Consider the following 22,964-nt stretch of genomic DNA (forward strand, 5'->3'; position numbering starts at 1 on the left):
CGGTCAGAAGGTTGTAGCCCACGCGGCCCCCGCGGGATCCGTAGGCTGACAGGGTGAGCCCTGCTGAGGACGCGCTCGACGCGGAGGACCGGCTGGTCCGTGCCGCCGCCACCCAGCTGTATGCCGGAGCACCGGCGGACTTCATCGCGACCCGGACCGCTCTGGTCAAGTCCGCGAAGACCGAGGGAGAGAAGGGCGCCGCCACGGCGATCGGCGCGCTGCGCCGACCGAGCGTCGCCGCCTGGGCGCTCAACCAGCTGGTGCATCGTGGAGAACCCGTCATCGAGGAGCTGGCTGATCTCGGTGCGCGGTTGCGGCACGCCACCTCGGCGCTGGACGCGGCCGGTATCGCCGGCATGCGGGGCGAGCGCGACGCGGTCCTCGCCGCGCTCGTGGCGGCGGCCGCCCGGGTCGCCGGCGAGGAGGGGCAGAAGCTCACGGCGACCGTCGAGGCCGAGGTGCGCGACACCGGCATCGCTGCACTGGCCGACGAGGCTGCCGAGGCGGTGCTGCGGTCGGGCACGCTGACGCGCGCGCTGAGCTATTCGGGGTTCGGCGAGGTCGACGTGTCCGAGGCCGCCGCCACGACGAGCACGGGCGTGGTGCTCACGTCCATCCCGGGTGGGCGGACCGGACGTGAGGCGGCTGCCCCGGAGCCTGACGCCACAGAGTCGGAGAGCTCGGAGCCCGATGCAACGGAGCCTGACAGGGCGGAGTCCGACAGCGCGGAGTCCGACAGCGCGGAGTCCGACAGCGCGGAGTCCGACACGGATGCGGAGGGCGGTGACGCTCAGGGTGAGGGCGACCACGTGGAGGCCATTGCGGAGGCGGCGGCCCAGGAGCGTGAGCGCGAGATCGCCGAGGCAGAGAAAGCCGTGAGCGTGGCCGAGCAGGAGGTCGGTCGGCGACGGGCCTCGGTGGAGGCCGCCCGCAACCGCACCGAGGCCACGCGACAGCGCCTGCAGAAGCTGGAGCAGCAGCTGGAGACCGCACGGGCCGAGGACGACGACGCCCTGGAGAAGCTGACGTCGGCGGTTAGCAGCGCCAAGCGGGCGGACGCCGAGCTCAAGGACGCCCGCGACCGACTTGACCGAACGCTGGCCGAGACTTGACCTGAACCCTGTGGAGTCCTCCGTCGGACCGACCTAGCCTGCGCCTATCGGGAGACCGATTGGCAGACCCCAACCCCCTTTCAAAGGACTCACATTGATGACGCGCGTCCATGCTCGACGCCTCGTGGTGCCGCTCACGACGACGGCTTTGCTCGCCACGCTCTGCGCGGCCCCCATGGCCACCGGAGCCGAGGTCGCTGAGGCCTACGACACCCTCGAGCTCCAGGCCCGCACCAACCTTCTGGTGAACGACGAGGGCTTCAACCTGCCGCCGGGCAGCAGCTTCAACAGCATCACCCCGGACATCAACGACGCCGCACAGGTCGCGTTCCGGGTGCAGTACACCGCAGCCGAGGGCAACCCGTCCTCCGGTGCGCCAGGCATCTGGTTCGGTGGTGACGGCACCGGCTCCATCGTCCACCGTGGCACCGAGAGCCAGTCGGTGCCCAACGACGTGAGCCTCAACGAGGCGGGGGACATCGCCTTCACCTTCGGCGACGGTGCCCTGGACAACGCGCTCTTCCGCTACGACGGGGCGGCCGGCACCGTCAACCAGGTGGGGACCTCCCCGGTCCTGCCCAGCAGCTACAACCACCCGGTCATCGACGAGGAGGGTGACATCACCTTCGGCGGCACGTTCGGGTCGGGCCGGGCCTGGGCCGGTGTCGAGGACGCCATGGGGGTGTACTACGTGCAGGACAGCTCCCTGGACCCCGACAGCCCCTTCGGCTACCTCTACACACCCCGAGGCAACGACGCTGCCCAGATCGCCGGCAAGGTCGGCCTCGAGAGCAACATCAGCACTGACGTGGAGATCCGGGTCTTCGAGGCGGACGGGACCAGCCAGCTGATGGCGGCCTCCACCTCGGTGGACGAGACCTCGGCATACTCCCGGTTCGACAACTCGGTCGGGCTGAGCGATAACGGCCTGGTCGCCGCCATCGCCACCCGGGCCGCCGACGGCACCAAGGTCGTGCTCCGGCTCGACGGCACCACGGCCACCGAGGTCGCCGTCGCCGGTGAGGACGGCATCGAGTCGTTCGACTTCTTCGCGCCGGACATCAACGACGCGGGCCAGGTCGTCTTCCGGGCCGTCGACGCAACGGGCCAGGCCGTCTACGTGGCCGACGGGGAGACCGTGACCCGGGTCGTCGGCAAGGGCGATGAGGTCCAGACGGACAACGGCCTGGCCCAGCTCGGGCAGCACGACGGCAGCCCCGTCTTCGGCGGCGCGCCGCGGATCAACAACCTCGGCGACGTGTCGTTCACCGCCGGTGTGCATCCTGCCGGTGACAACCAGGTCGAGTGGGGCAGCGGGGTCTTCGTGGCGTATGCCGGGGACCAGGTCCCGCCGGAGCCGGAGGGGCCGGAGACGGTCGAGCGGCTGAGTGGGTTCAACCGGTTCGCGACGGCCGCCAACGCCGCCCTCTCCGTCTACCCCGAGGGCGCCGAGGTCGTCTACATCGCGACCGGACGCGCCTTCCCCGACGCCCTGACGGCGACGGCCCCCGCAGGTCACGAGGACGGCCCGGTCCTGCTCACCGAGGCGGACCGCATCCCCCTCGACACGCGGACCGCACTGGAGGCGCTCACCCCCGCCGAGATCATCGTGACCGGCGGCTCGGGCGCGGTGTCCGACGACGTCCTGGCCGCCCTGGAGCAGTTCACCGACGGGCCGGTGACCCGCATCAGCGGCGTCGACCGCTACGGCACGGCCGCAGCGCTCGCGGCCCGCTTCGAGACCCCGGAGACCGTGTTCGTCGCGACCGGCCTGGACTACCCGGACGCGTTGGCCGCCGGTGCGCGGGCCGGTGCCGTCGGAGCACCCGTGCTCCTCGTCCGACAGGACGGGGTCCCGGTGAGCACCCGAGCTGCCCTGGAGTCCCTGACGCCAGGCAACATCGTGGTCGTGGGCGGGGACGGGTCGGTCGCCGACGAGGTCCTGACGGCCCTGGAGGCCTACACCACGGGCGAGGTCACCCGCGTGAGCGGCACCGACCGCTACGCCACGGCGGCCGCCCTGTCCGAGGGGCTGACCACCAGTGAGTTCGGCTTCGTCGCGACCGGTCAGGACTGGCCGGACGCCCTGGGCGCCGCAGCCCTGGCCGGCCACCTGGGCTCACCCGTGCTGCTGGTCAAGGCCGACGAGCTCCCGGCGGCGACCTCGACCGAGCTGGAGCGGCTGGAGCCGCCGCACCTGCGGGTCCTCGGCGGCACGGCCGTGATCCAGGAGTCGGTCAAGGAGGCGCTGGAGGCACTCGACTACACCGACGAGTGAGGTCAGCTCAGCGATGCGCCCGGACAGACCAGGCGGGTCGCCTACGCTGAGCAGGACACCACCGCCCCGGGGGCCGGCCACGACCGGCCGGTCCCCGGGACGGCACCAGCGACCGAGGATCGGCGGAGCCCGTGGGCGAGCACATCACCTGTCACATCGAGGGCCCCCTCGCCCGCGTCAGCCTGAACCGGCCGGACAAGCTCAACGCCCTCACGCTCGACATGCTCGGCGACCTGGCAGACACCGCGCACCGGGTGCGGGCGGACCGGCGGGTGCGCGTCGTCATACTGTCCGGGGTGGGGGAGTCCTTCTGTGCCGGACTGGACTTCGCCTCGACCCTGGCCGACCGCGGCGGGCTGGCCAAGGCCTTCGTGCCCCGCCCGTGGCGCGGCACCAACACGTTCCAGGAGGCCTGCTACGGCTGGCGCCGCATCCCGTTGCCGGTCATCGCGGCGGTTCACGGCAACTGTCTCGGCGGGGGCCTGCAGATCGCGCTCGGGGCCGACTTCCGGTTCACCACCGCGCAGGCCCGCTGGTCGGTCCTGGAGGGCAAGTGGGGGCTGATCCCGGACATGGCCGGCGTCCGCCTGCTCGCCGACCAGATCGGGATGGCCGAGGCCAAACGGCTCACCATGACCGCCGAGATCATCTCCGGGACCGAGGCCGCCCGGCTCGGTCTCGCCACGGAGGCCACCGACCCGCACGCCGCCGCCGAGGAGCTCGCCGCCACCCTCCTCACCCGGTCGCCCGACGCGCTGGCCGCCGCGAAGCGGCTCTTCGAGAGCAGTTGGAACTCCACGGCCCGCGCCACCTTCGGCCGCGAGCGCCGGGAGCAGCTGCGCCTGCTCGCGCTGCCGAACACGGCCCGGGCACGCAGGGCCGCCTTCGGCCGGGAACACGCCGACTTCGCCGACCGGGCGCGCCGCTAGGCCAGGTGGGTCAGGATGGAGTCGTGAAGTTCCTGATCTTCGGCGGCAGCGTCTTCCTGTCCAAGGCGATCGCGAAGGAGGCCCTGGCCCACGGCCACCAGGTCTCCTGTCTCTCCCGCGGCGACAGCGGCCCTTCCCCGCGCGGCACCCACCACATCGTGGCCGACCGCGACGAGGAGACCGACCCGCGGGCCGGGACGTGGACCGGGCTCGCCTCGCACGACTGGGACGCGGTGATCGATGTCGCCCGCACGCCCTCCTGGGTGGACACCGCACTGGCCGCGCTGGCCGACCGGGTGAGGCACTGGACCTTCGTGTCCTCGATCAGCGTCTACGCCGACCTCTCGACGCCCGGCGGCACCCCCGAGGACACCCCCACCCTCGAGCCGGCCGACGGCGACCTCGACGACAGCGCCGACCCCACGTCATACGGTCGCAACAAGGTGGCCTGCGAGCGCGCGGTGCAGCGCGCCATGGACGGCCGCTGCCTCATCGCGCGCCCCGGCCTCATCGCCGGGCCGGGTGACCCGAGCGGTCGCTACACCTACTGGCCCGAGCGGCTCTCCCGGGGCGGAAAGGTGCTTGTGCCGCGACCGCCCGGGGCGCAGACCCAGCTCATCGACGTCCGCGACCTGGCGCAGTGGCTGGTCCGGATGTCGGAGGAGGGCGGCACGGGCGTCTACGACACGGTGGCGCCGGCCACCACCTTCGAGGAGCTCCTCGCGCGCACGGCCGAGGGCGTGCGGCGCGCGACGGTGCCGGGACGCGACCGGCCCCCGCCGACCCGCCTGGTCTGGACCGAGCCGGACGCCCTGCTCCGGGAGGACGTGCGCCCGTGGGCCGGGCCCCGCTCGCTCCCCCTGTGGCTCCCTGACGAGGAGTATGCCGGGATGCGGGACCGCGACGTGACCTCCACCCTGGCCGCGGGGCTGAGTCCGCGACCACTGGCCGACACCGCCCAGGACACCCTGGAGTGGGTCGCCATGGGCCACGGGGCCCGCAAGTCCGGGCTGACCTGGGACGAGGAGCGGGACGTGCTCGCGTCGCTGTCCGAGAGCGACTCCAGCCCCGTCACGTAGTCAGCCTGCGGGACCGAACCCACCACACCCGGCCGGGCCCACATCGACCACTCCGGGTGCCAGAGCGGACCGGAAACCGTCACGGAGGGCTGGCTACGTCACCGGTCGCTGCGCTGTGCCAGCCAGAAGCCCAGCTGGATCCTGCTGGTGGCCGCGGCCCGGTCCATCAGGGCACGCACCCGGCGCTGCACGGTGCGCGGGGAGACGGCGAGCTGGTGGGAGATGGCCTTGTCGCCGTAGCCCTGGAGCAGCAACGAGACGATCTGCTCGTCGAGCTCCTCGCCCCCGTCGAGGGGCACGAGCACGTCCCGGGACCGCTCCCAGGTCCGCTCGAAGAGACCGACGAGGGCGTCGAGCAGGCCGCTGCGTCGCACCACGACCGCACCGACCTCGCCCTCGGCCGACAGCGGCACGAGCGCGACGTCGTGGTCGGCGATGAGCATCCGCAGCGGCAGCTCGTCGGTCGCACGGATCCGCTCACCCGCTTCGACGGTGGCCGCGATCTGCTCCAGCATGCCCGGCCGCTCCAGCAGGGGCCGCTCGACCACCACGTCATAGCGGACGCCGCGCCGCAGGGCCTCACCCTCGGCGGAGTTGTCCTGGGCAGCCACCACGGTGTGCTCGGCCTTGACGAAGGCGCGGACCCGCTCGGTGGCCGCGGACTGCACCTGCGCGAAGCGCCGCCGCACCTCGTCGGCGCCGACGACGACCTCCACGAGGGTCCGCAGGGAGTCATCTCCCTGACCGGTCTGAAACGCGGCCGCCAGGTCGGTGAGCGCCGCCTCGGCCCGCCCGAGCTCGTCGCGGCGCCGCACCAGGAGGCTGCGGAGCGCCAGCTCGGGTGGGGCGGCCCGGTAGACCTCGTCCTCGACCGAGACCAGCCCGGCCTCGTGGAGCGAGCCGAGGACGGCGGTGGTGTCCTGGACGGGCAGCCCCAGCGCCGCCGCGACGTCCGTGGCGCGGTTGCGGCCGCGCGTCACGAGGTGCCGGTAGGCACGCTCCTCGTCCGCGGCGATGCCCAGCGTGGCCAGGTCCATGCGCCTACGGTAAGCCCCCAGGATGCCGACCGGCGCGGCCCCGCGGCGGGGCCGCGCCGGCGCGGTGGTCAGACCAGCGATCTCACTGCACCCCGTAGGCGTGTCCGAGGTACTGCTCGACGCGGTTGCCGTCGGCGTCCACCGCCACGATGTGCAGCGCGGGCAGGCGGCCGGCGTAGGTGCTGTTGTCCACGACCAGGGTCCACACCCCGTCGCGCTGGACGACCTCGACGTCCTGCCAGTCCAGCCCGGGGAAGGCAGCCCAGTCCATCCACGGCAGCTCGTCGCCCGTGACCTGTGCCGTGACCTCGACGAACGGGATCTCCTCCTGGCCCTCCTGGTAGCGGAAGCCGAGGGCGATCTCGGTGCCTGCCTCCGCGGGGACCAGGTTGCGCTCGTCGACCGGCACGTCATAGGTCGGGATGGGCACCGGCAGCGTCTCGATCGAGTCACCCTCGGGCCGGGTGGTGTCGAAGGAGTATGTCGTGTACGCGCTGGTCCCGATGATGGAGGCCCGGTTCCAGGCGTTCGGGAGGGTGAGCTGGTTGACGCGCACGTCCAGGTGCGCCTGGTCGGGCACCTGCCACTGGCCGGAGGCCCAGGCACTGCCCTCCTGCTCCTCACCGTCGATCCAGACCTGCAGGCTGCCGAGGTCTCCGAAGCCGCTGATGCCCGTGCGGCCCTGCACGCTGTCCTTCCACGGCGCGAAGGCGAAGCCGACCAGGTTGCCCTGGCGCTCCCCGATCCGCGACGGGGACCCGTCGGCCAGGTAGTAGAGCCCGAGCCTTGAGGGCAGCCTGTTCCACTCCGTGCTCAGCCGCTGGCCCGCCTCGTAGACCCGCTGGGGGTCCTGCATCATCGTGGCGTTGATCAGCGAGGTGCCCGTCGCCTGGGTCCACGGGATCCCGGGGGTGTAGAGGGCGGTGCGCCCGTGCGGTGCGGCCACCGTCCGCAGACCCCGGCCCGGCGTGACCGCATCACCGGTGATCGGGTCCGCCGTCCAGGTGAAGTCGTAGGCCAGGACGTCGTCACGCTGGGCGTGCCACGTCTCGTCAACCGTGGCGAGCCGGTCGTCGCGAACCCTCTGGGTCTGGTGCCGCGAGACGCGGTGCTCCTCGTAGAAGGCCAGGTTGTAGACGTAGTCGGAAGCGCTGGTCTCCACGCCCTCCTCGCTCAGGCTCCAGTAGGTGCCGAAGGTGAAGTCGGTGTCGTGCGCCCGCTTCGTGGGCAGCGCGAAGATGCGCGAGCCGGGGCCGGCCATGATGGCCGCGCCGGAGTACCAGTAGTCCTTGAAGATCTGTCCGTAGGACATGGTGGCCCCCGCGACGTCGGTCGGACGGTCCGTGCGGACGCTGACCTCAACCGCCTCGCGCGCGTCGAGGACGAGCGTGGTGTCCCTGACCACGTCGATCTCGGGGCGCCCGGCGTAGGTGTAGTCCTGGGCCGTGCCCTCGCCGGCCTCGGCGATGAAGCCGTTGACCGACAAGGCACCGGCGCGCACGCGGACGGTCACCGGCTCACCGGTCAGCGCGACCTGCTGCGCGGTGACGTCATCGGTCTGGATGACCGTGATGACGCCCGAGGTGGCGGGAGCGCCGTCGTGGTCGCGGACGTCGAGGGTCAGGTCCACCGACTTCGGCTCGAGCCAGTAGCCGAAGCTGCTGGTCACCTCGCCGCCGTGCTGGACCCTGGCCACCACGCGCCCGCCGACCCCGCCGAACGTCGAGGGCTTGAGGCCCTGCGCGCGGTCGGTGGCGGTGACCTGCACGGTGGTGCTCTCCCCGGCCGCCAGGCGGACCGTCGAGCGGTCCAGGCGCACCGTGTTGCCCGGGAGCGACCGACCGTCGGCGCCAGCGAGGTCGCGGACCCTCAGCTTGAGCCGGACCGGCTCGGTGCCCAGGTTGGTGTAGGTGATCTCACCGGTGAGCTTCTCCCGGCCGGTGTGCGGCCAGGCGAACTCGCCGAGGGTGACGCTGCTGCTCGCGAGCACCTGGGCCTCGACGGCCCCGGGCACCCACAGCTCACCGGAGCCCTGGGCAAGGACGCCGTCCTCGGCCCGGGTCTTGACCGAGGAGGTCAGCGCCTCCCGCAGCTCCTGCACGCTCCAGTCGGGGTGTGCCTGGCGGACCAGGGCGGCGGCGCCGGCCACGTGCGGGGCCGCCATCGAGGTGCCGCTCATCTGGGTGTAGCCGCCACCGGCGGCGGCACCGGTGATGGCGACACCGGGCGCGGCGATGTCCGGCTTGACCCGGTGGTCGGGGGTCATGCCCCGGCTGGAGAAGCGGGCGGTCTCGGAGTCGGAGTCGACTGCGGCCACGGTGAGCGCACCGTCGGCGCAGCCGGGGGAGGTGACCGTCTGGTCCGCGCCGAGGTTTCCGGCGGAGACGACGAAGAGCGACTGGTCCGCGAGCGAGTCGAGGGCCTGGGCGATCGGGTCGGTGCAGTCGTTGGGCTGCTGGAGGCCGAGGCTCATGTTGACGACGTCCGCGCCGGAGTCGACCGCCCATTCCATCCCCTCGATGATCCAGGACTCCTGGCCGCCGAACGTGCCCAGCACCTTGCCGACGAGCAGGTCGGACTCGGGGGCCATGCCCGCGCGCGCACCGTCGGACTCGGCACCGGTCCCGGCGATCGTGGACGCGACGTGGGTGCCGTGGCCGTTCGTGTCGTTCGGGTTGTCCCCGCCGGTGAAGTCCTGGGCGTCCACGATCCGGTCGGTCAGGTCGGGGTGGTCGGCGTCGATGCCCGTGTCCAGCACCGCGACGGTGACCCCCTCGCCGAGCAGCCCGTCGGCCCACACCCGGTCCGCTCCGGTCTGCCCGACGCCCGTGGTCGGGTCGAGGTCTGCGGTCACGTCGACCTTGGCGTCGAGCCAGATCCTCGTCGCGCTGCGGGACCGGCTGAGGCTGGCGAAGGTCGTGTCGGGGCTCTCCTTGTCGATGCTGACGGCGGTGGCGCCGATCGACTCGAGGACCGCCCCGACCTGCACGCCGCGACTGCGGGGCAGCGCGCCGGTGACGATGACGGGGATGTCGTCCCGGCTGGCGTCGTCGTAGCCAGCCTCGACGAGGCCGGTGACGTTGAACAGCTCGCGGTCCAGCGTGCCCGCCTGCACCGCGGCCTGCGCGGAGACCGGCACCAGGTAGAGGGCGTCCCCCTCACGCTGGCGCAGGTAGTCCTGGTCGGTGCGCAGGAACGCCGAGGCCCGGCCGTCGGCGTCGTAGGAGACGACGGCCTGGTCTCCGGTGATCAGCGTGACCACCGAGCCGGGGGCCTCCTCGGCGACGACGCCGCCGCCGACGATGTCCGCGGACGTGCCGGCTCCCGCCGCGTCGGCGCCGGGTGTGCTGGTGGCCAGGGCCGGGGTGACGGCAGCGGTCGCCAGCAGGGCTGAGCTGAGCGCCAGGGACAGTGCGACCGGCGTGCGCCGGCGCGGGGATGGTGTGTGCATGGGTGCCTCTCGACGGTGACGAACGGCCCCACGTTGACAGCGGATCACCCCGTCCGAAAGAGGTTGGTGGCGGCGACTAGTCGTCCTGGCGCAAAGACGCCACCAGCCCAGCACGGCTCCCCGAGGGGACGAGGGCGAGCCCGTCGTCGGCGACGACGGCACATCTGCGGTCTGTCAGCCGGGCGCGACCTCGTCGCCCACCCGCAGCACCCCGTCCCCCAGCGGCACCAGGCGGGTGCCGAGCCAGGTCTTGCCGTCCCACTTGCGGTGGCGGGCCAGGGTGGCGATCGGCTCCCGGCCGGTCGTGAGGGTGAACGGGTCGATCTGGGTCATGACGCACCGGTCGCAGGGCTCCGCGGTGCGGAACTCGACGTCGCCGAGCCGCACGGTCGGCCAGCGGTCCTCGGCGAACGGTTCGGAGCCGTCGATCACCACGTTGGGGCGGAACCGGATCATGCTCGTGGCCGGGTCCTCGTCCGCCCAGGCCGGCCCGATCCACTCACGGAGCTGATCCAGCGACCGTTCGGAGACCATCAGCAGGGGCCCGGCGTCGGCGAGCGAGAGCACGTCCCCGTCCAGCCCGCCGTGCGCGCCGGAGACCCGGCGGACCTGCGGGTCCTCCTGCCAAATCAGCCGGAGCGGCTGACCCACCCGCTCGGCGATCCACCAGTTGACGTCCTCGTCGGCCGGGTTCGCGAACCCCTGCCGGGAGTGGCTGACCGGCACCGGTCCGAGCCCCAGCGGGGTGTCCACCAGGATGCTGTCCCCGGCGCCGTCGTGGATCCGGATCGTGTCCTCGTCGACCTGCTCGGCGCGCAGGCCGAGGAGGGCGTGCACCTCGCGGGCGGTGACCTTCTCGCCGGCCTCGTCGACCAGGCCCCAGCGGCGGTCGCCCTCCAGCCCCCAGGGCTCCACGACGGCCTCGTCCACGGAGTCGCCGGCGAGCGACTTGACCGGATAGATGCGCAGGTCGGTGATGCGCACGTGCTCTCCCTCCTCGGTCGCGGCTGTCCAGCTCTGCCGCTCAGGCGGTCGCGTCGGCCGGCCCGGGCAGTGCGCCCTCGATCGCCGCGACCACCTCGGCCGACTCCGGCTCGACGCGTGAGCGGAAACGGGCCACGACGTCGCCGTCCGGCCCGACCACCCACTTCTCGAAGTTCCACCCGACGTCGCCCGCCGTGCCCTCGGCGTCCTCGGCCCTCGTCAGCTCGTCGAACAGCGGGTGCCGGCCCTCGCCGTTGACCTCCACCTTGTCCATCATCGGGAAGGTCACGCCGTAGGTCGAGGCACAGAACTGGGCGATCTCCTCGTTGGTGCCCGGCTCCTGCCCGTTGAACTGGTTGCACGGGAAACCGACCACGGTGAGCCCCTGCTCGCCGTAGCGTTCCTGCAGACGCTCCAGCCCGGCATACTGCGGGGTCATCCCACAGCGGGAGGCGACGTTGACGAGCAGGAGGGCGCGCCCGGCGTAGTCACCCAGGGTGGTGGGGCGGCCGTCGAGCGTGGTCAGCGGGATGTCGTGGAGGCTCACGGCCTTCACGATACGACGACCGCGGCAGGGCCTCGACGTCGCCGGGCCCCGGTGAGGGGCGGCGGATTGGTCTCCGGGGCGCGGACCCGACAGACTGTGCTGCGTGAAAATCGGCATCCTGACCAGTGGGGGCGACTGCCCCGGGCTCAACGCGGTGATCCGCGGGATCGTGCTCAAGGGCGACAAGGTCTATGAGCACTCCTTCGTCGGCATCCGCGACGGTTATCGCGGGCTCGTCGAGGACGACATCTTCACCCTCCCGCGCAAACAGGTCCGCGGCCTGTCCAAGCAGGGCGGCACCATCCTGGGCACCTCCCGGATGGGTCCCTTCGAGCACGGCGGCGCCGACCGCGTCAAGGAGGTCATGGAGGCGCACGAGATGGATGCCTTCGTGGCCATCGGCGGCGAGGGGACGTTGACCGTGGCGCGGATGCTGCACGAGGAGGGCGTGCCGGTGGTCGGCGTGCCCAAGACGATCGACAACGACCTGTCAGCCACGGACGTCACCTTCGGTTTCGAGACCGCGGTCGCCATCGCCACGGAGTCCATCGACCGGCTCCGGACCACCGCCGAGTCGCACCACCGGTGCATGGTCGTGGAGGTGATGGGCCGGCACGCCGGGTGGATCGCGCTCAACGCCGGCATCGCCTCCGGGGCGCACGCCATCCTGATCCCCGAGGTGCCGGTGACGCTGGAGCAGGTGACCGGCTGGGTGCAGGCCACCGTCAACCGCGGCCGCGCCCCGGTCGTCGTGGTCGCCGAGGGGTTCCGCCTGGCCGGCGAGGACGTCTCGGCCAAGCACGGCGTGGACCACATGGGCCGCCCGCGCTTCGGCGGGATCGCTGACCAGCTCTCTCCCCTGATCGAGGAGCTGACCGGCATCGAGACCCGCAGTATGACGCTGGGTCACCTGCAGCGCGGAGGTGTCCCCACGTCCTACGACCGGGTGCTGGCCACCCGCTTCGGGACGCACGCCATCGACGCGGTGCACCGCAAGGAGTGGGGCACGATGGTCGCGCTCAAGGGCACCGACATCGTGTCGGTCGCGCTGGCCCAGGCCACCAGCGAGCTGAAGTCGGTGCCGAAGCACCGGTGGGACGAGGCCGCCATCCTGTTCGGGTGAGGCCCGTGCCCCCGCAGTCCTTAGCACGCCAGCTGGTGGCCGGTGCTGGGCGCCGGCTGGTGGCCGGTGCCGGCGTGGTCGCGACCCTCGCGCTCACCAACCTCGTGGCGGCCCCGCGGCTGGGCCGGCCGGCTGCGATGGCCTGGAATCTCGGCGCCACCGGGGTGCTGCTCTGGTGCGGCCGGTGGGCCAGGCTCGACCTGCGGGCGGTCGGCCTCGAGCCACACGACCTGCGGCGGGGTCTGGCGGTCGGGTCGGCCGGGGCGGCGGCCGTGGGCGCGCTGATGGCCGCGGCCGCCTCCACCGAGACCGGGCGGGAGCTCCTCGACGACGACCGGGTGGTCGACGCGACCTGGCCGGCGACGCTGCTGCACGTGGGGGTCTTCATCCCGTTCGGCACGGTGGTCCTCGAGGAGGTCGCCTTCCGCGGTGTGCTGCCCGGCCTTCTCGACCCCCGGGCCCGCTCCGTGACCGCCTCGGTGGTCGTGCCGGCGCTGGCCTTCGGGGCGTGGCACGTCGTCTCCGCGGGTGACTTCGTGGCGGCGCACGAGGAGGGTGACCGGGCCACCGGGAGCGTGCGCGGCATCGTGGCGGCCACGACGGCAGCCGGTCTCGTGCTCGGTGCCGCCCGCAGGGCGGGTGGCCACCTGGCCGCCCCGGCCATGATGCACCTGACCGCGAACGCCCTGGCCACTGTGCTCGGGCGGCACGTGGGTCGGCGCCGTCGGCATTAGGTGCTCGAAGTGGTCAACGGGCACCGCCGTCGTGGTCAACAGGCGCCCGCGTCGACAGACCCTGCGGTCCCTGTGCAGTCCGGACTGACCTGCGGCCAGTCACCCGCTCCGTCCCGCTACCGGTCCCCGTCCGCCCCGGCTCCGGAGGCGACCAGCTCGCCGTCGGCGAGCGTGAAGCGGCGCAGCGGACGGTTGGTCGCCGCCACCGCGAGGACGCCGACCACGCACAGGATTCCGCCGGACGCCAGCGCCACGGGGGCGGAGGTCAGGCCGGCGACGACACCGCCGCGGAAGTTGCCCAGGTTGGGGCCCGCGACGCCGATGACGTGCTCGACCGAGGAGACCCGGCCGAGGTGGCTGTCGGGGGTGGCGAGCTGGATGGTCGCGCCACGGGAGGTGACCGACACGGTGTCGGCCGCCCCCGCCAGGGCGAGGCACGCCAGCGCCAGCCACAGCGGTCCGGCGAGACCGAAGCCGGTCAGGCCCACACCCCATACTGTCGCGGCCCCCAGCTGCACCGCACCCAGCCGACGGGCGCGCGTGGTGTAGCCCGAGAGCAGGCTCGCCGTCACCCCGCCCACCGCGACCGCGGAGAGGAACCAGCCGAGCGTCCGCGGGTCGCCGCCGAAGCGGATCTCGTTGATCATCGGGAACAGCGAGATCGGCATCGCCAGGACGGTCGCGATCAGATCGGTCAGGCAGGACCCGTGCAGCACGGGACGGCGCCGGATGAGCGTCAGCCCGTCGGCGATGGCCCGCAGTCCCCGCGCCGGGCCGGTATCCCCGAGCGGCGGCAGCGGCGGGAGCCCCAGGACGCCGACGAGTCCGGCGCAGACCGCGACGGCGTCGACCAGGTAGCAGACGGCCAGGCCCCACTCGGCGATGAGGAGGCCGCCCAGGGCGGGACCGACGAGCATCGCGACGTGGAAGGACATCAACTGCAGGGCGATGCCCGCGGCGACCTGGTCGCGTGGCAGCAGCCGGGTCGGGAACGTGCGCCGGGCCGGCGCGCCGAGGGCTCCGCACCCGGCGACCACGGCCACCAGTCCGAGGAGCAGGGGCAGCGACTCGACGCCGGCGAGCGCCTGGCCCGCCAGCCCGAGCACGGCGACGATCTGCCCGGTCGTGGTCCAGCGGACCAGGGTGCGGCGGTCCATGGTGTCAGCGAGGGTGCCGCCCCACAACCCGCAGACGATCATCGGGATGGCGTGCGCCAGGCCGATCGCGCCGGTCCAGAGGGGGCTGTGGGTCATCTCCCAGACCTGGTAGAGGACCGCGACCGTCGTGATCTGGGCGCCGATGGCGGACAGCGACGTGCCGGCCCAGAGCCGCGCGAACGGGGCGCTCGTGCGCAGCGGTCGCAGGTCGACCAGGCCTCGGGCGAGGCTCACGGGTGGTCGGTGTCGGGCAGGTGGACCGTGTCGTGCAGGTGGTCCGTGTCGGGCCGGTGGTCCTTGTCGGGCACGTGGTCGGCATCGGGCAGGTGGTCCAGGATTCGGTCCAGGAAGGGTCGGTCCGCGAGGTGCTCCCGCAGGGCGTCGGTGAACTCCACGAGCGAGACCGGCAGGGCTGCGTCGAGCTCGGCGGCGGCCGCCTCGGTGGCTCGCCACTCCGCCTCCAGGAACGGCACGAGCTCCCGCCCGCTCTCGGTCAGGCCCACCACCCGGGTGCGGGCGTCCGGTCCTGGCGCGGTGTCGACCAGTCCCTGGGCGCGCAGCGCAGACACAGTCTGGCTGACGGCGGAGTGCGTCAGCTCCAGGCTCTCGGCCAGCTCCTTGATGGTGAGCGGCCCGGTGTGTGCCAGCCGGATGAGGGGGTAGGCGAACCGGGGACGCACCCCCTCGATGCCGCGCTGGTCGTAGAGCGCGGCGATGCCCTCCTCCATCTGCTGCTGGAGCTGACGGAGCGGTCGCCAGTAGCCGTCGGTCGTCGGGTCGGGGCCAGTATGTGGCGCGTCGTGGAGATTTGTCACAGCACTAATGTAACAGCCCTTATGGGTTGTCGCCGCCAGCGATCCCGCCTACTGGATGCAGAGACAGAAGGGATGCCCGGCCGGGTCGAGGAACACCCGGAACGTCTCGCCGGGCTGGTGCTCGGCCTTGGATGCACCGAGTCCCACGACCGCGGCCTCTCCCTCGTCGAGGTTGTCGACCATGACGTCCAGGTGCATCTGCTGCGGCACGTCCTGAGCGGGCCAGACCGGCGGGGAGTAGTCCGCGACCTTCTGGAAGGAGATGCACGCACCGTAGGGTGCCCGGATGTCGGCCCACCCGTCGTCGGACTCGATCTTCCAGTCGAGCATCGTGCCGTAGAACTCGGCCAGGACCGTGGGGTCGGGGCAGTCGATCACCACGCTGGGGAAGGTTGCGATAGCCATGGCCACGACGCTAGGACGCAACCAGGACGATCAGCATCCGCGACGCTAGCCCACCCCTGAGAAACCCCTCCGCGCCCCCTCCGGCCGGCCGCCGCCGGCCACCAGCCGGCCCTCGGTCTCGTCCCGGGCGGTCACTGGGCCGCGATAGTGTCTCGGCATGCCTCCAGCACAGGGTGACGCGCCCACGCCGTCCGCCTCCCGTGCGACGGTGAGCGCAGCCGATGTCGACGCGGCCGCGGAGCGGCTCCAGGGGCTGGTCAGCATCACGCCCCTCACGCGGAGCCGGCGGCTGTCCGAGGCCACCGGTGCCAAGGTGCTGCTCAAACGGGAGGACCTGCAGCCGGTCCGCTCCTACAAGAACCGCGGGGCCATCAACCTGATCTCCCAGCTCGCACCGGGACAGCGCGACAGCGGCGTGGTGTGTGCCAGCGCCGGCAACCACGCCCAGGGTGTCGCCTTCGCCTGCTCGACCCTGGAGGTGCCTGCCCGCATCTTCCTGCCCCGCACCACCCCCCGGCAGAAGCGCGACCGGGTGGCCGCCATCGGCGGCGACTTCGTCGAGATCGTCGTCAGCGGCTCGACCTACGACGCCGCCGCGGCGGCCGCGGCCGAGGACGCGGAGCAGACCGGGGCGACGCTGGTGCCCGCCTTCGACCACCCGATGACGATCGCCGGCCAGGGCACGGTCACCCGCGAGATCGTCGGCGTCATCGGGCACGCCCCGGACGTGCTGGTGGTGCCCGTCGGCGGCGGTGGGCTGCTGGCCGGGAGCCTGGCCTGGCTCCGTGAGCAGTATCCCTACGCCCGCGTCGTCGGGGTCGAACCCGCCGGTGCGGCCTCGATGGCCGCGGCGCTGGTCGCGGGCTCTCCGGTCACCCTCGAGGACATCGACCCGTTCGTCGACGGGGCCGCGGTGCGCCGCGTCGGCGACCACACCTTCCCGATCGTGCGCGACGGCAACGCCGAGCTGGTCTCGGTCCCGGAGGGCGCGGTCTGCCAGGAGATGCTGGCGATGTACCAGACCGAGGGGATCATCACCGAGCCCGCAGGCGCCCTGGCCGCGGCGGCGCTGCCGAGCCTCGGCATACTGCCTGACCAGACGGTCGTCGTGGTGGTCTCCGGTGGCAACAACGACGTGCTGCGCTACGCCGAGGTGGTCGAGCGGGCCCTGGTCCACGAGGGGCGCAAGCACTACTTCCTCGTCGACTTCCCGCAGGAGCCGGGAGCCCTGCGCGGGTTCCTGCGTGACGTCCTGGGACCCGACGACGACATCGCCCTGTTCGAGTACACCAAGCGCAACAACCGTGAGACCGGGCCCGCCCTGGTCGGCATCGAGCTCGGCTCGCGGGACGACCTGCGGCCGCTGCTGGACCGGATGGCCAGGAGTCCGATCGAGGTCGAACCCATCCCGCCGGACAGCCCGCTGTTCCGGTTCATTCTCTAAGGGGCCGGACGCCGCTCGCGAGCGCCTCGGCCTATGCACGGTTCTCCGGGCAGAGCCGTGCATAGGCGGGACGCGCGCGCCACCGACGTTGGATCGGCGGTCCTCAGCTGCCGCCCGGCCCCCTGTTCTGGAAGTTCAGCGCGCGGCCCATCACCCGGAAGCCCATCGCGTCGTTGACGGCGATCATGTAGGAGTTGGACTCGGCGTTCCACGTGTCATATGAGCGGACCTGGGGCTCGACCTCGCGCAGGTACTCCAGCAGCAGCCCCTTGAGCACGATCCCGAGCCGGTGGCCGCGGTGCGCCCGCACGACCGAGGTGTCGTGCTGGTCCCCGAAGTGCGGCCGCTCCGCCTCGACGGCAACGATCGTGTGGCCGGCCAGCTCCCCGGTCTCCCGGTGCCGGGCGACCACCCGGTGCAGCCGTCGCCCACGGCCGGCCTGCGAGTGCTCGTAGGCCCGGATCCGCTCGATCGGGAACACCTCCGGCTCCATCTGCAGGTCGTCCAGCGGGGCGTCGTTGATCGCGGCCCACAGCACGGTCATCGGCTCGGCGAGCTCGTCCGGCACGGGTCCGGTCATCGTGAGGAACTCGTAGGCGCCCGCCTCCTCGCGACGACTCCGGGCCACCAGGTCGGCGAAACCGTCCGGCACGTCGTCCACGTCCAGCCGGCGATTGATCTCACTGAGCACGAACCGGTAGCCGACCCGCTCTGCGAAGCCCCGGGTGGCCGCGGACTCCCAGCCGCCCATGCCGAAGCTCGTGCGCCCCAGCTCCGCCGCCCGGTCCGAGAGCGCCGCGAACAGGCGCGTGCCGTGACCCTGGCGCCGGTGGTCGGGGTGCACGCGCACCGAGAGCCACGCCAGGTCCGGGTTGTCGTAGCTGCTGTACCCGACCTCGCCGGCGGCGACCAGCCGTCCTCCAGACCGCAGGGCGAACAGCTCGGGCGGGTCGCCGTCCCACCCGTGCACGAGCCAGCCGGTGACGGAGGCGACGGTCTCCGGGTGCCCCCACGGGGAGTCGACCTTGTCGACGGCCTCACCGAGGTGCACCACCTCCTCGACAGCTGCCCTGTCGTCGACCGTCACGCGCGTGATGTCCATGCGTTCACGGTCCTCCCCTGGGGTGGGCGAGCGCCACTGGTTTTTGTGACCGTCATCACAACCGGGCAGTATGCCGTGCGCCCGTGGAGCTGTGAGGGTCCACCCCGCGCGCCCGGTGGGGCCTGTGAGCGTGCAGCGCCCGACGTCTTCGTGGGGCCGGCGCCCGCAGCACGACGCACCAGCCCGTCAGACGCACCAGCCCGTCAGGTGAGCAGGAGGTAGCCGCCGAGCACCAGGCAGACGGCGCACACCAGCCAGAACACTCCGATCCAGAAGAGGGCTGGCAACCCGGTGAGGTGGGCCAGTTGGTCCGCGTCCGAGCCACGCGCAGCGCCCCGGCGACGCAGCCGCTGTAGCTCGACGACGGATCTCGGGGCAGCGAGCAGCAACATCCAGACCACGAGGTAGGCGATCCACGAGGCCGTCTCCGGGGGCAGCAGCCAGGTCGCGCCACCCACGAGCACCCCGGCCACGAGGAGCACCCACAGTCCGTAGAAGTTGCGGATCTGGACCAGCATCAGCACACACAGGAGGACGAGCGCCCAGAGGAGCGCCACGGCATACTCCCGCTCCAGGACCAGCGCTCCGGCGAGCCCGAGGACGGCCGGTGCCGGGTAGCCGGCCGCGACCGTAGCGACCATCCCGGGCCCGCGCGGCCGCCCCCGGCTGACCGTCACCCCCGAGGTGTCGGCGTGCAGCTTGATGCCGCGCAGCTGTCGGCCGGTGAGCACTGCCAGGGTCGCGTGTCCGGCCTCGTGGACGATCGTCACGCCGTGCCGCACGACGCGGTAGCCGGTCGGCGTCCAGGTGACCAGGACCGCGACCGCGGCCAGCACGAGGGCGCCCGTGGTCCCGGGGCTCGGCTGGGTGGACGTCGCAGCGTCCCAGATCTCGTGCACGCTGTGAGTGAACCACGCCTTCTCGGGCGCAGGCTGGGTGTCGCAGCCCGCCCGGTCGTCCGCCCGCGGGTCTACGCTGCTCGGGTGACGATCGTGGCGAGCCTTGTCGTCGGGCTCGCGGCCCTGCTGCACGGCTACATCTTCTGGATGGAGAGCCTGGCGTGGACGCGGCCCGCGGTCTGGCGCAGGTTCGGGATCCGTGAGCAGGAGACGGCAGAGACGATCCGGCCGATGGCCTACAACCAGGGCTTCTACAACCTGTTCCTCGGCCTGGGCGCCGCGGCGGGGGTGGCGCTCTTCCTCACCGGGTCGGAGACGGCGGGGCGGACGCTGGTGCTGTTCACCACCGGCTGCATGGTCGCGGCCGCGGCGGTGCTGCTGTCGACGGGGAGGTCCTATCTGGTGGCAGCGCTGACCCAGGGGACGCTGCCGCTGATCGGGTTCCTGCTCTTCCTCGTGGTCTGAGCCTCACCACGGGCGTTCCCGTCCCGCCAGGATCGGTGCGCGGAGAGGCACCGTTACAGCGCGGGCTTGCCGTCGATGACGGAGAGGCCAGGATCGGCCCGCCGAGAGGCACCGCACAATGTCCGGCACAAAAGGTCGCGCAGTTCTTGTCGCATGCGACCAAGAACACGCGACCAAAACCACTCATCACAGCCAGAGGCGGGGGATAGCGGCACGCCGGGGGCCGGAGATAGCGGCACGCCGGCGGCGTGGGATAGCGGCACGCCAGGGGCAGGGGATAGCGGCACGCGGGGAGCAGGGGATTGTGGTGGAGCGCGGACGAAGGCGATGAGCGCGCGAGGGAGCGAGGACGGCGGGGCAGGACCGCCAACTCAGTAGGCCGTGCGGTCGGCCTTGTCCAGCCACTCCTGGAAGACCTCGTCGGCCTTGGGGACGTCGAGCCGCCGGAACGGGATGGACCGCTCGGCAGGGTCGAGACCGATCTCGTCGTAGATCACGGCGTCGCTGAAGTCGGCGCGCGCGGCGTCGTGCCGGGTCGAGGCGTAGTAGAGGGCCGCCGGCCGCGCCCAGTAGACCGCACCGAGGCACATCGGGCACGGCTCGCACGAGGCGTAGACCAGGGCACCGGTCAGCTGGAAGGTGCCCAGACGCTGGCAGGCCGCGCGGATCGCGACGACCTCCGCGTGGGCGGTGGGGTCGTTGCTGCTCAGGACCCGGTTCCACCCCTCGCCGATCACCTCGCCGTCCAGCACGACCAGCGCGCCGAACGGCCCACCGTCGCCGGCTGCGACGCCCCGGCCGGCGAGGTCGACGGCCTGCTGCAGGAAGCGGCCGTGCTCGTCGTGGGCTCCGGGCTGGTCCGCGGGCGAGGTGCTCATCCCGCCAACGGTAGCGTCCGGCGCGGTGGATGGCGGCCCGATTAACCCGACGGCGGCGGAACGGCGTGATTCCCCCGGCCGGATGCGCCGCTTGCTCCAGACAGGCGGCGAATCGCGCCGTCAGGTGCTGCGTTCCCCGGCGATTCGCGACAAGATGGGAGTAGCCACCCAGGAGGTTCCCGTGACTGACAGCCCCACCCCGACGGCCCCCTCGAACTGGCCGTCGCAGCGCCCGGAGCGGATCGTCGTCGTCGGAGTGGACGCCGACCAGGCCCCGCACATCGTGCAGGAGACTGCCAGGCTGGCGGCCGCGATGTCCGCCGGTCTGGTGTGCGCCTGGGTCGACTCGACGCAGGTCATCTACGGCGCGAGCCTCGACGGCACCCGCCTCATCACGCCGCTGGACCCCGACCAGACGGCCGGGGCCAGCGAGGCGCTGCACGAGCGGGTCCACCGCTTCCTGGCCGAGCAACTCGCCGGCTCGGACGTGCCCTGGCGGCTGGAGTCCACGGTCGGGGACATCGCCTCCGGGCTGACCGAGGTCGCCCAGGAGTGGGACGCCGACGTCATCGCCGTCGGGGGCCGCCGCCCCGGTTTCAGCGGGTGGATGAACGAGGTCATCGGCGGGTCGATCGCCGGCCATCTGGTGCACACCCAGCATCGCCCCGTGCTCGTCATCCCGGGTGCCCGGGACGACTGACACGCGGGCGCGGCCCACGCCCCTGCTGATCCTGGCCGTCGCCCTCGGTGGTGCGCTGGGCACCAGCGGACGGTATGCCGTGAGCCTGCTCCTGGGGGCCGGTCACCACGCGCCGTGGGCCACCCTGGCCGTCAACGTCACCGGCGCCTTCCTGCTGGGGCTGCTCCTGGAGCGGCTCGCCAGCGCCGGGCCCGAGACCCCGCGCCGCAGACTGGCCCGGCTCGCTCTCGGGACGGGCCTGCTGGGCGGGTTCACGACATACTCCGCCCTGGCCCTCGAGCTGCACCAGCTGCTCGAGACGGCCGAGATCGCCGCGGCCGTCCTCTACGGGCTCGGCACGGTGTGCGCCGGGCTGCTGGCCTGTGCCGCCGGGGTCGCCCTGGGTGCGCGGGGACCCGGTCGTGGGATGCGCCGGCCTGGGGCGCGCGGGCTCGGGGAGGCACCGTGAGCCTCCCGGCGACGACCGTCCTGCTCCTGGCCCTGCTCGGAGGAGTCGGCGCGGCGGCCCGCTATCTGGTCGACGACCTGGTGAACCGGCGGTGGACAGGTCGCTTCCCGCTGGCCACGCTGCTCGTCAACGTCTCCGGCTCGTTCCTGATCGGGCTGCTGGCGGTGACCCTGGGACCCGGGTGGCAGCAGGTCTATGCCGTCGGTGCTACCGGCTTCTGCGGGGGCTACACCACGTTCTCGACCGCCACCGTGGAGACCCTCCGGCTCGTCCGGGAGGGAGCCTGGCGGGCCGCCGGGCTGGCCGCGGCCGGAAACCTGCTGCTCTGCCTCAGCGCCGCCACGGCCGGCGTGCTCACCGGTCGGGTGCTGGGCTGATCCCCCGCTGGTTGTAGCGCCGCGCAGCCCTGGACCCCAACCCGGTCAGCGTCCGGACGGCGACGGCAGCGGGTCGACCCAGCTCCCGGCGGGCCTGACGCCCGGCACGGTCCTGCTCGTCGTCCGCATCGCCCGAGGGCGAGGGCAGCAACCGGTTGACCACCCCGAGCAGCCGCACGGTGGTGGCCGGCGCCAGACCGTGCACGCGGCCGGCCACGCGCGTGAGCGGTGTCAGCTCGACCCGGGGCCGCCCGGCGAGCACCCCGTCGACCATGATGCGGGCGGCCCGCTCGGCCGACATGGTGAGCGGGGGCAGTGAGGCGGCCGGGCCGAACCAGGCGTACTCGGCGCCCTGGTTGCCGGTGAACCGGGCTCTTTCGTGGGACCCCGTCCGCATCAGCCCGGGGACGATCGTCGTCGAGGTGACGCCGGTGCCGGCAAGCTCGGCCGCCAACCCCTCGGAGAAGCCCACCGCCCCGAACTTGGCGACGCTGTAGGGCACCAGGTGCGGCGGAGAGATCACGCCGCCGACGGAGGTGACCGTGCCGATGCGGCCGTGGCCCCGCTCCCGCATCCCCGGGAGCACCGCGCGGGCCAGCCGGACCGGCCCCCACAGCATGGTGTCCACGGCGTCGCGGAAGTGCTCCTCGGTCATGCTCTCGACCGGCCCCACCTGGATGACCCCCGCGACGGTGACCAGCACCTCGACCGGGCCGTGCCGCTCCTCGACCCCGGCGATCAGCCCGGCCACCTGCTCGGGGTCACGCACGTCGCAGACGGCCGAGTCCACCGGCCCGTGCGCCGAGAGGAGACCGACGGCACGGTCCAGGTCGGTGCGCGTGCGAGCACAGATCGTCACGTGGTGCCCACGGTCGAGCAGCTCCCGGGCGATCAGGAGACCGAGTCCCCGCGACCCTCCTGCCACGACCGCCACTGGTGCATCCATCCTCCGACGCTAGGACCCACGTCCTGCGCTCGCACCCCGATCCGGTGGGCCCTA

At 72.6% G+C, this 22,964-nt stretch carries 22 protein-coding genes; 11 read left to right on the forward strand and 11 right to left on the reverse strand.

What is annotated here, in order from left to right:
• The first annotated feature begins 53 nt into the window (after nucleotides 1–53).
• The 4 genes from MWU75_RS12250 (at nucleotide 54) to MWU75_RS12265 (ending at nucleotide 5,398) form a co-directional block, all read left to right on the forward strand.
• Complete coding sequence (locus tag MWU75_RS12250) at nucleotides 54–1,112, forward strand: hypothetical protein (protein ID WP_247091039.1); 1,059 nt, start codon at nucleotides 54–56, stop codon at nucleotides 1,110–1,112.
• A gap of 175 nt (nucleotides 1,113–1,287) precedes the next feature.
• The gene (locus MWU75_RS12255; RefSeq protein WP_247091041.1) at nucleotides 1,288–3,390 is read left to right on the forward strand and encodes a cell wall-binding repeat-containing protein; all 2,103 of its coding nucleotides are present in this window, start codon (nucleotides 1,288–1,290) and stop codon (nucleotides 3,388–3,390) included.
• 131 nt (nucleotides 3,391–3,521) lie between these two features.
• The gene (locus MWU75_RS12260) at nucleotides 3,522–4,319 is read left to right on the forward strand and encodes a crotonase/enoyl-CoA hydratase family protein (protein WP_247091043.1); all 798 of its coding nucleotides are present in this window, start codon (nucleotides 3,522–3,524) and stop codon (nucleotides 4,317–4,319) included.
• Nucleotides 4,320–4,342: 23 nt separating this feature from the next.
• Complete coding sequence (locus MWU75_RS12265) at nucleotides 4,343–5,398, forward strand: NAD-dependent epimerase/dehydratase family protein (RefSeq protein ID WP_247091045.1); 1,056 nt, start codon at nucleotides 4,343–4,345, stop codon at nucleotides 5,396–5,398.
• Nucleotides 5,399–5,496: 98 nt separating this feature from the next.
• Here the strand turns inward: MWU75_RS12265 and MWU75_RS12270 are convergent, their stop codons facing one another.
• The 4 genes from MWU75_RS12270 to MWU75_RS12285 form a co-directional block, all read right to left on the reverse strand.
• On the reverse strand, nucleotides 5,497–6,435 hold the full coding sequence (locus tag MWU75_RS12270) for a helix-turn-helix domain-containing protein (RefSeq protein WP_247091046.1): 939 nt from the start codon (nucleotides 6,433–6,435) through the stop codon (nucleotides 5,497–5,499).
• Nucleotides 6,436–6,517: 82 nt separating this feature from the next.
• Nucleotides 6,518–9,886: a S8 family serine peptidase gene (locus tag MWU75_RS12275; RefSeq protein WP_247091048.1), complete on the reverse strand. Its 3,369-nt coding sequence runs from the start codon at nucleotides 9,884–9,886 to the stop codon at nucleotides 6,518–6,520.
• A 174-nt stretch (nucleotides 9,887–10,060) separates the two neighbouring features.
• A complete protein-coding gene (locus MWU75_RS12280) occupies nucleotides 10,061–10,870 on the reverse strand; it encodes an MOSC domain-containing protein (protein WP_247091050.1) in 810 nt (269 codons plus the stop codon).
• Between the two features lie 40 nt (nucleotides 10,871–10,910).
• Nucleotides 10,911–11,417, reverse strand: coding sequence for a glutathione peroxidase (locus MWU75_RS12285; protein ID WP_247091052.1), 507 nt, complete (start codon nucleotides 11,415–11,417; stop codon nucleotides 10,911–10,913).
• A gap of 103 nt (nucleotides 11,418–11,520) precedes the next feature.
• Between MWU75_RS12285 and MWU75_RS12290 the strand changes: the two genes are divergently transcribed.
• Together MWU75_RS12290 and MWU75_RS20335 are read left to right on the forward strand one after the other, a co-directional pair.
• Nucleotides 11,521–12,540 carry an ATP-dependent 6-phosphofructokinase gene (locus tag MWU75_RS12290; RefSeq protein WP_247091054.1) on the forward strand — a complete coding sequence of 340 codons (1,020 nt, stop codon included), beginning with the start codon at nucleotides 11,521–11,523 and terminating at the stop codon, nucleotides 12,538–12,540.
• Nucleotides 12,537–13,274: a CPBP family intramembrane glutamic endopeptidase gene (locus MWU75_RS20335; protein ID WP_247091056.1), complete on the forward strand. Its 738-nt coding sequence runs from the start codon at nucleotides 12,537–12,539 to the stop codon at nucleotides 13,272–13,274. The genes MWU75_RS12290 and MWU75_RS20335 overlap by 4 nt, the downstream gene beginning before the upstream one ends.
• 116 nt (nucleotides 13,275–13,390) lie before the next feature.
• Here MWU75_RS20335 and MWU75_RS12300 read toward each other — a convergent pair whose 3' ends face one another.
• From MWU75_RS12300 to MWU75_RS12310, 3 genes are read right to left on the reverse strand one after another with little or no spacing between them, the layout of a single operon-like run.
• Nucleotides 13,391–14,665 carry an MFS transporter gene (locus MWU75_RS12300; RefSeq protein WP_247091058.1) on the reverse strand — a complete coding sequence of 425 codons (1,275 nt, stop codon included), beginning with the start codon at nucleotides 14,663–14,665 and terminating at the stop codon, nucleotides 13,391–13,393.
• On the reverse strand, nucleotides 14,662–15,246 hold the full coding sequence (locus MWU75_RS12305; RefSeq protein ID WP_247091059.1) for a MarR family transcriptional regulator: 585 nt from the start codon (nucleotides 15,244–15,246) through the stop codon (nucleotides 14,662–14,664). Before MWU75_RS12305 ends, MWU75_RS12300 begins: the two co-directional genes overlap by 4 nt.
• Before the next feature lie 48 nt (nucleotides 15,247–15,294).
• Entirely contained in the window at nucleotides 15,295–15,651 is a 357-nt protein-coding gene (locus tag MWU75_RS12310) for a VOC family protein (RefSeq protein WP_247091061.1), read from the reverse strand.
• A gap of 157 nt (nucleotides 15,652–15,808) precedes the next feature.
• Between MWU75_RS12310 and ilvA the strand changes: the two genes are divergently transcribed.
• Nucleotides 15,809–17,095, forward strand: coding sequence for a threonine ammonia-lyase IlvA (gene ilvA / locus MWU75_RS12315; RefSeq protein WP_247091063.1), 1,287 nt, complete (start codon nucleotides 15,809–15,811; stop codon nucleotides 17,093–17,095).
• Nucleotides 17,096–17,198: 103 nt separating this feature from the next.
• On the opposite strand, the gene MWU75_RS12320 is transcribed toward ilvA, so the two are convergent.
• Together MWU75_RS12320 and MWU75_RS12325 are read right to left on the reverse strand one after the other, a co-directional pair.
• A complete protein-coding gene (locus MWU75_RS12320) occupies nucleotides 17,199–18,197 on the reverse strand; it encodes a GNAT family N-acetyltransferase (protein ID WP_247091065.1) in 999 nt (332 codons plus the stop codon).
• Between the two features lie 203 nt (nucleotides 18,198–18,400).
• Nucleotides 18,401–19,096 carry a M50 family metallopeptidase gene (locus MWU75_RS12325; protein ID WP_247091067.1) on the reverse strand — a complete coding sequence of 232 codons (696 nt, stop codon included), beginning with the start codon at nucleotides 19,094–19,096 and terminating at the stop codon, nucleotides 18,401–18,403.
• Between the two features lie 84 nt (nucleotides 19,097–19,180).
• On the opposite strand from MWU75_RS12325, the gene MWU75_RS12330 reads away from it, so the two are divergent.
• Complete coding sequence (locus tag MWU75_RS12330; RefSeq protein ID WP_247091069.1) at nucleotides 19,181–19,561, forward strand: DUF1304 domain-containing protein; 381 nt, start codon at nucleotides 19,181–19,183, stop codon at nucleotides 19,559–19,561.
• Nucleotides 19,562–19,932: 371 nt separating this feature from the next.
• Here the strand turns inward: MWU75_RS12330 and MWU75_RS12335 are convergent, their stop codons facing one another.
• A complete protein-coding gene (locus MWU75_RS12335) occupies nucleotides 19,933–20,439 on the reverse strand; it encodes a nucleoside deaminase (protein WP_247091071.1) in 507 nt (168 codons plus the stop codon).
• 181 nt (nucleotides 20,440–20,620) lie between these two features.
• Here MWU75_RS12335 and MWU75_RS12340 point away from each other — a divergent pair, with 181 nt between their 5' ends.
• From MWU75_RS12340 to MWU75_RS12350, 3 genes are read left to right on the forward strand one after another with little or no spacing between them, the layout of a single operon-like run.
• On the forward strand, nucleotides 20,621–21,139 hold the full coding sequence (locus tag MWU75_RS12340) for a universal stress protein (RefSeq protein ID WP_247091073.1): 519 nt from the start codon (nucleotides 20,621–20,623) through the stop codon (nucleotides 21,137–21,139).
• Nucleotides 21,123–21,587: a CrcB family protein gene (locus MWU75_RS12345; protein ID WP_247091075.1), complete on the forward strand. Its 465-nt coding sequence runs from the start codon at nucleotides 21,123–21,125 to the stop codon at nucleotides 21,585–21,587. Before MWU75_RS12340 ends, MWU75_RS12345 begins: the two co-directional genes overlap by 17 nt.
• Nucleotides 21,584–21,964 carry a CrcB family protein gene (locus MWU75_RS12350; RefSeq protein ID WP_247091077.1) on the forward strand — a complete coding sequence of 127 codons (381 nt, stop codon included), beginning with the start codon at nucleotides 21,584–21,586 and terminating at the stop codon, nucleotides 21,962–21,964. The genes MWU75_RS12345 and MWU75_RS12350 overlap by 4 nt, the downstream gene beginning before the upstream one ends.
• On the opposite strand, the gene MWU75_RS12355 is transcribed toward MWU75_RS12350, so the two are convergent.
• Nucleotides 21,942–22,910, reverse strand: a complete 969-nt coding sequence (locus MWU75_RS12355) for an SDR family NAD(P)-dependent oxidoreductase (RefSeq protein ID WP_247091079.1) — start codon at nucleotides 22,908–22,910, stop codon at nucleotides 21,942–21,944. The two genes, MWU75_RS12350 and MWU75_RS12355, sit on opposite strands and share 23 nt — an antisense overlap.
• Between the last annotated feature and the right edge of the window lie 54 nt (nucleotides 22,911–22,964).

Source organism: Ornithinimicrobium sp. F0845, assembly GCF_023015765.1.
Taxonomy (GTDB): Bacteria; Actinomycetota; Actinomycetes; order Actinomycetales; family Dermatophilaceae; genus Ornithinicoccus.

Excerpts from the sequence above, each read along its gene's own strand:
- MWU75_RS12255 (WP_247091041.1), top strand. The coding sequence starts at position 1,288 with ATGGCCACCGGAGCCGAGGTCGCTGAGGCCTACGACACCCTCGAGCTC.
- MWU75_RS12270 (WP_247091046.1), bottom strand. The coding sequence starts at position 6,435 with ATGGACCTGGCCACGCTGGGCATCGCCGCGGACGAGGAGCGTGCCTAC.
- MWU75_RS12275 (WP_247091048.1), bottom strand. The coding sequence starts at position 9,886 with ATGCACACACCATCCCCGCGCCGGCGCACGCCGGTCGCACTGTCCCTG.
- MWU75_RS12310 (WP_247091061.1), bottom strand. The coding sequence starts at position 15,651 with ATGGCTATCGCAACCTTCCCCAGCGTGGTGATCGACTGCCCCGACCCC.
- ilvA (WP_247091063.1), top strand. The coding sequence starts at position 15,809 with ATGCCTCCAGCACAGGGTGACGCGCCCACGCCGTCCGCCTCCCGTGCG.
- MWU75_RS12320 (WP_247091065.1), bottom strand. The coding sequence starts at position 18,197 with ATGGACATCACGCGCGTGACGGTCGACGACAGGGCAGCTGTCGAGGAG.
- MWU75_RS12335 (WP_247091071.1), bottom strand. The coding sequence starts at position 20,439 with ATGAGCACCTCGCCCGCGGACCAGCCCGGAGCCCACGACGAGCACGGC.
- MWU75_RS12355 (WP_247091079.1), bottom strand. The coding sequence starts at position 22,910 with ATGGATGCACCAGTGGCGGTCGTGGCAGGAGGGTCGCGGGGACTCGGT.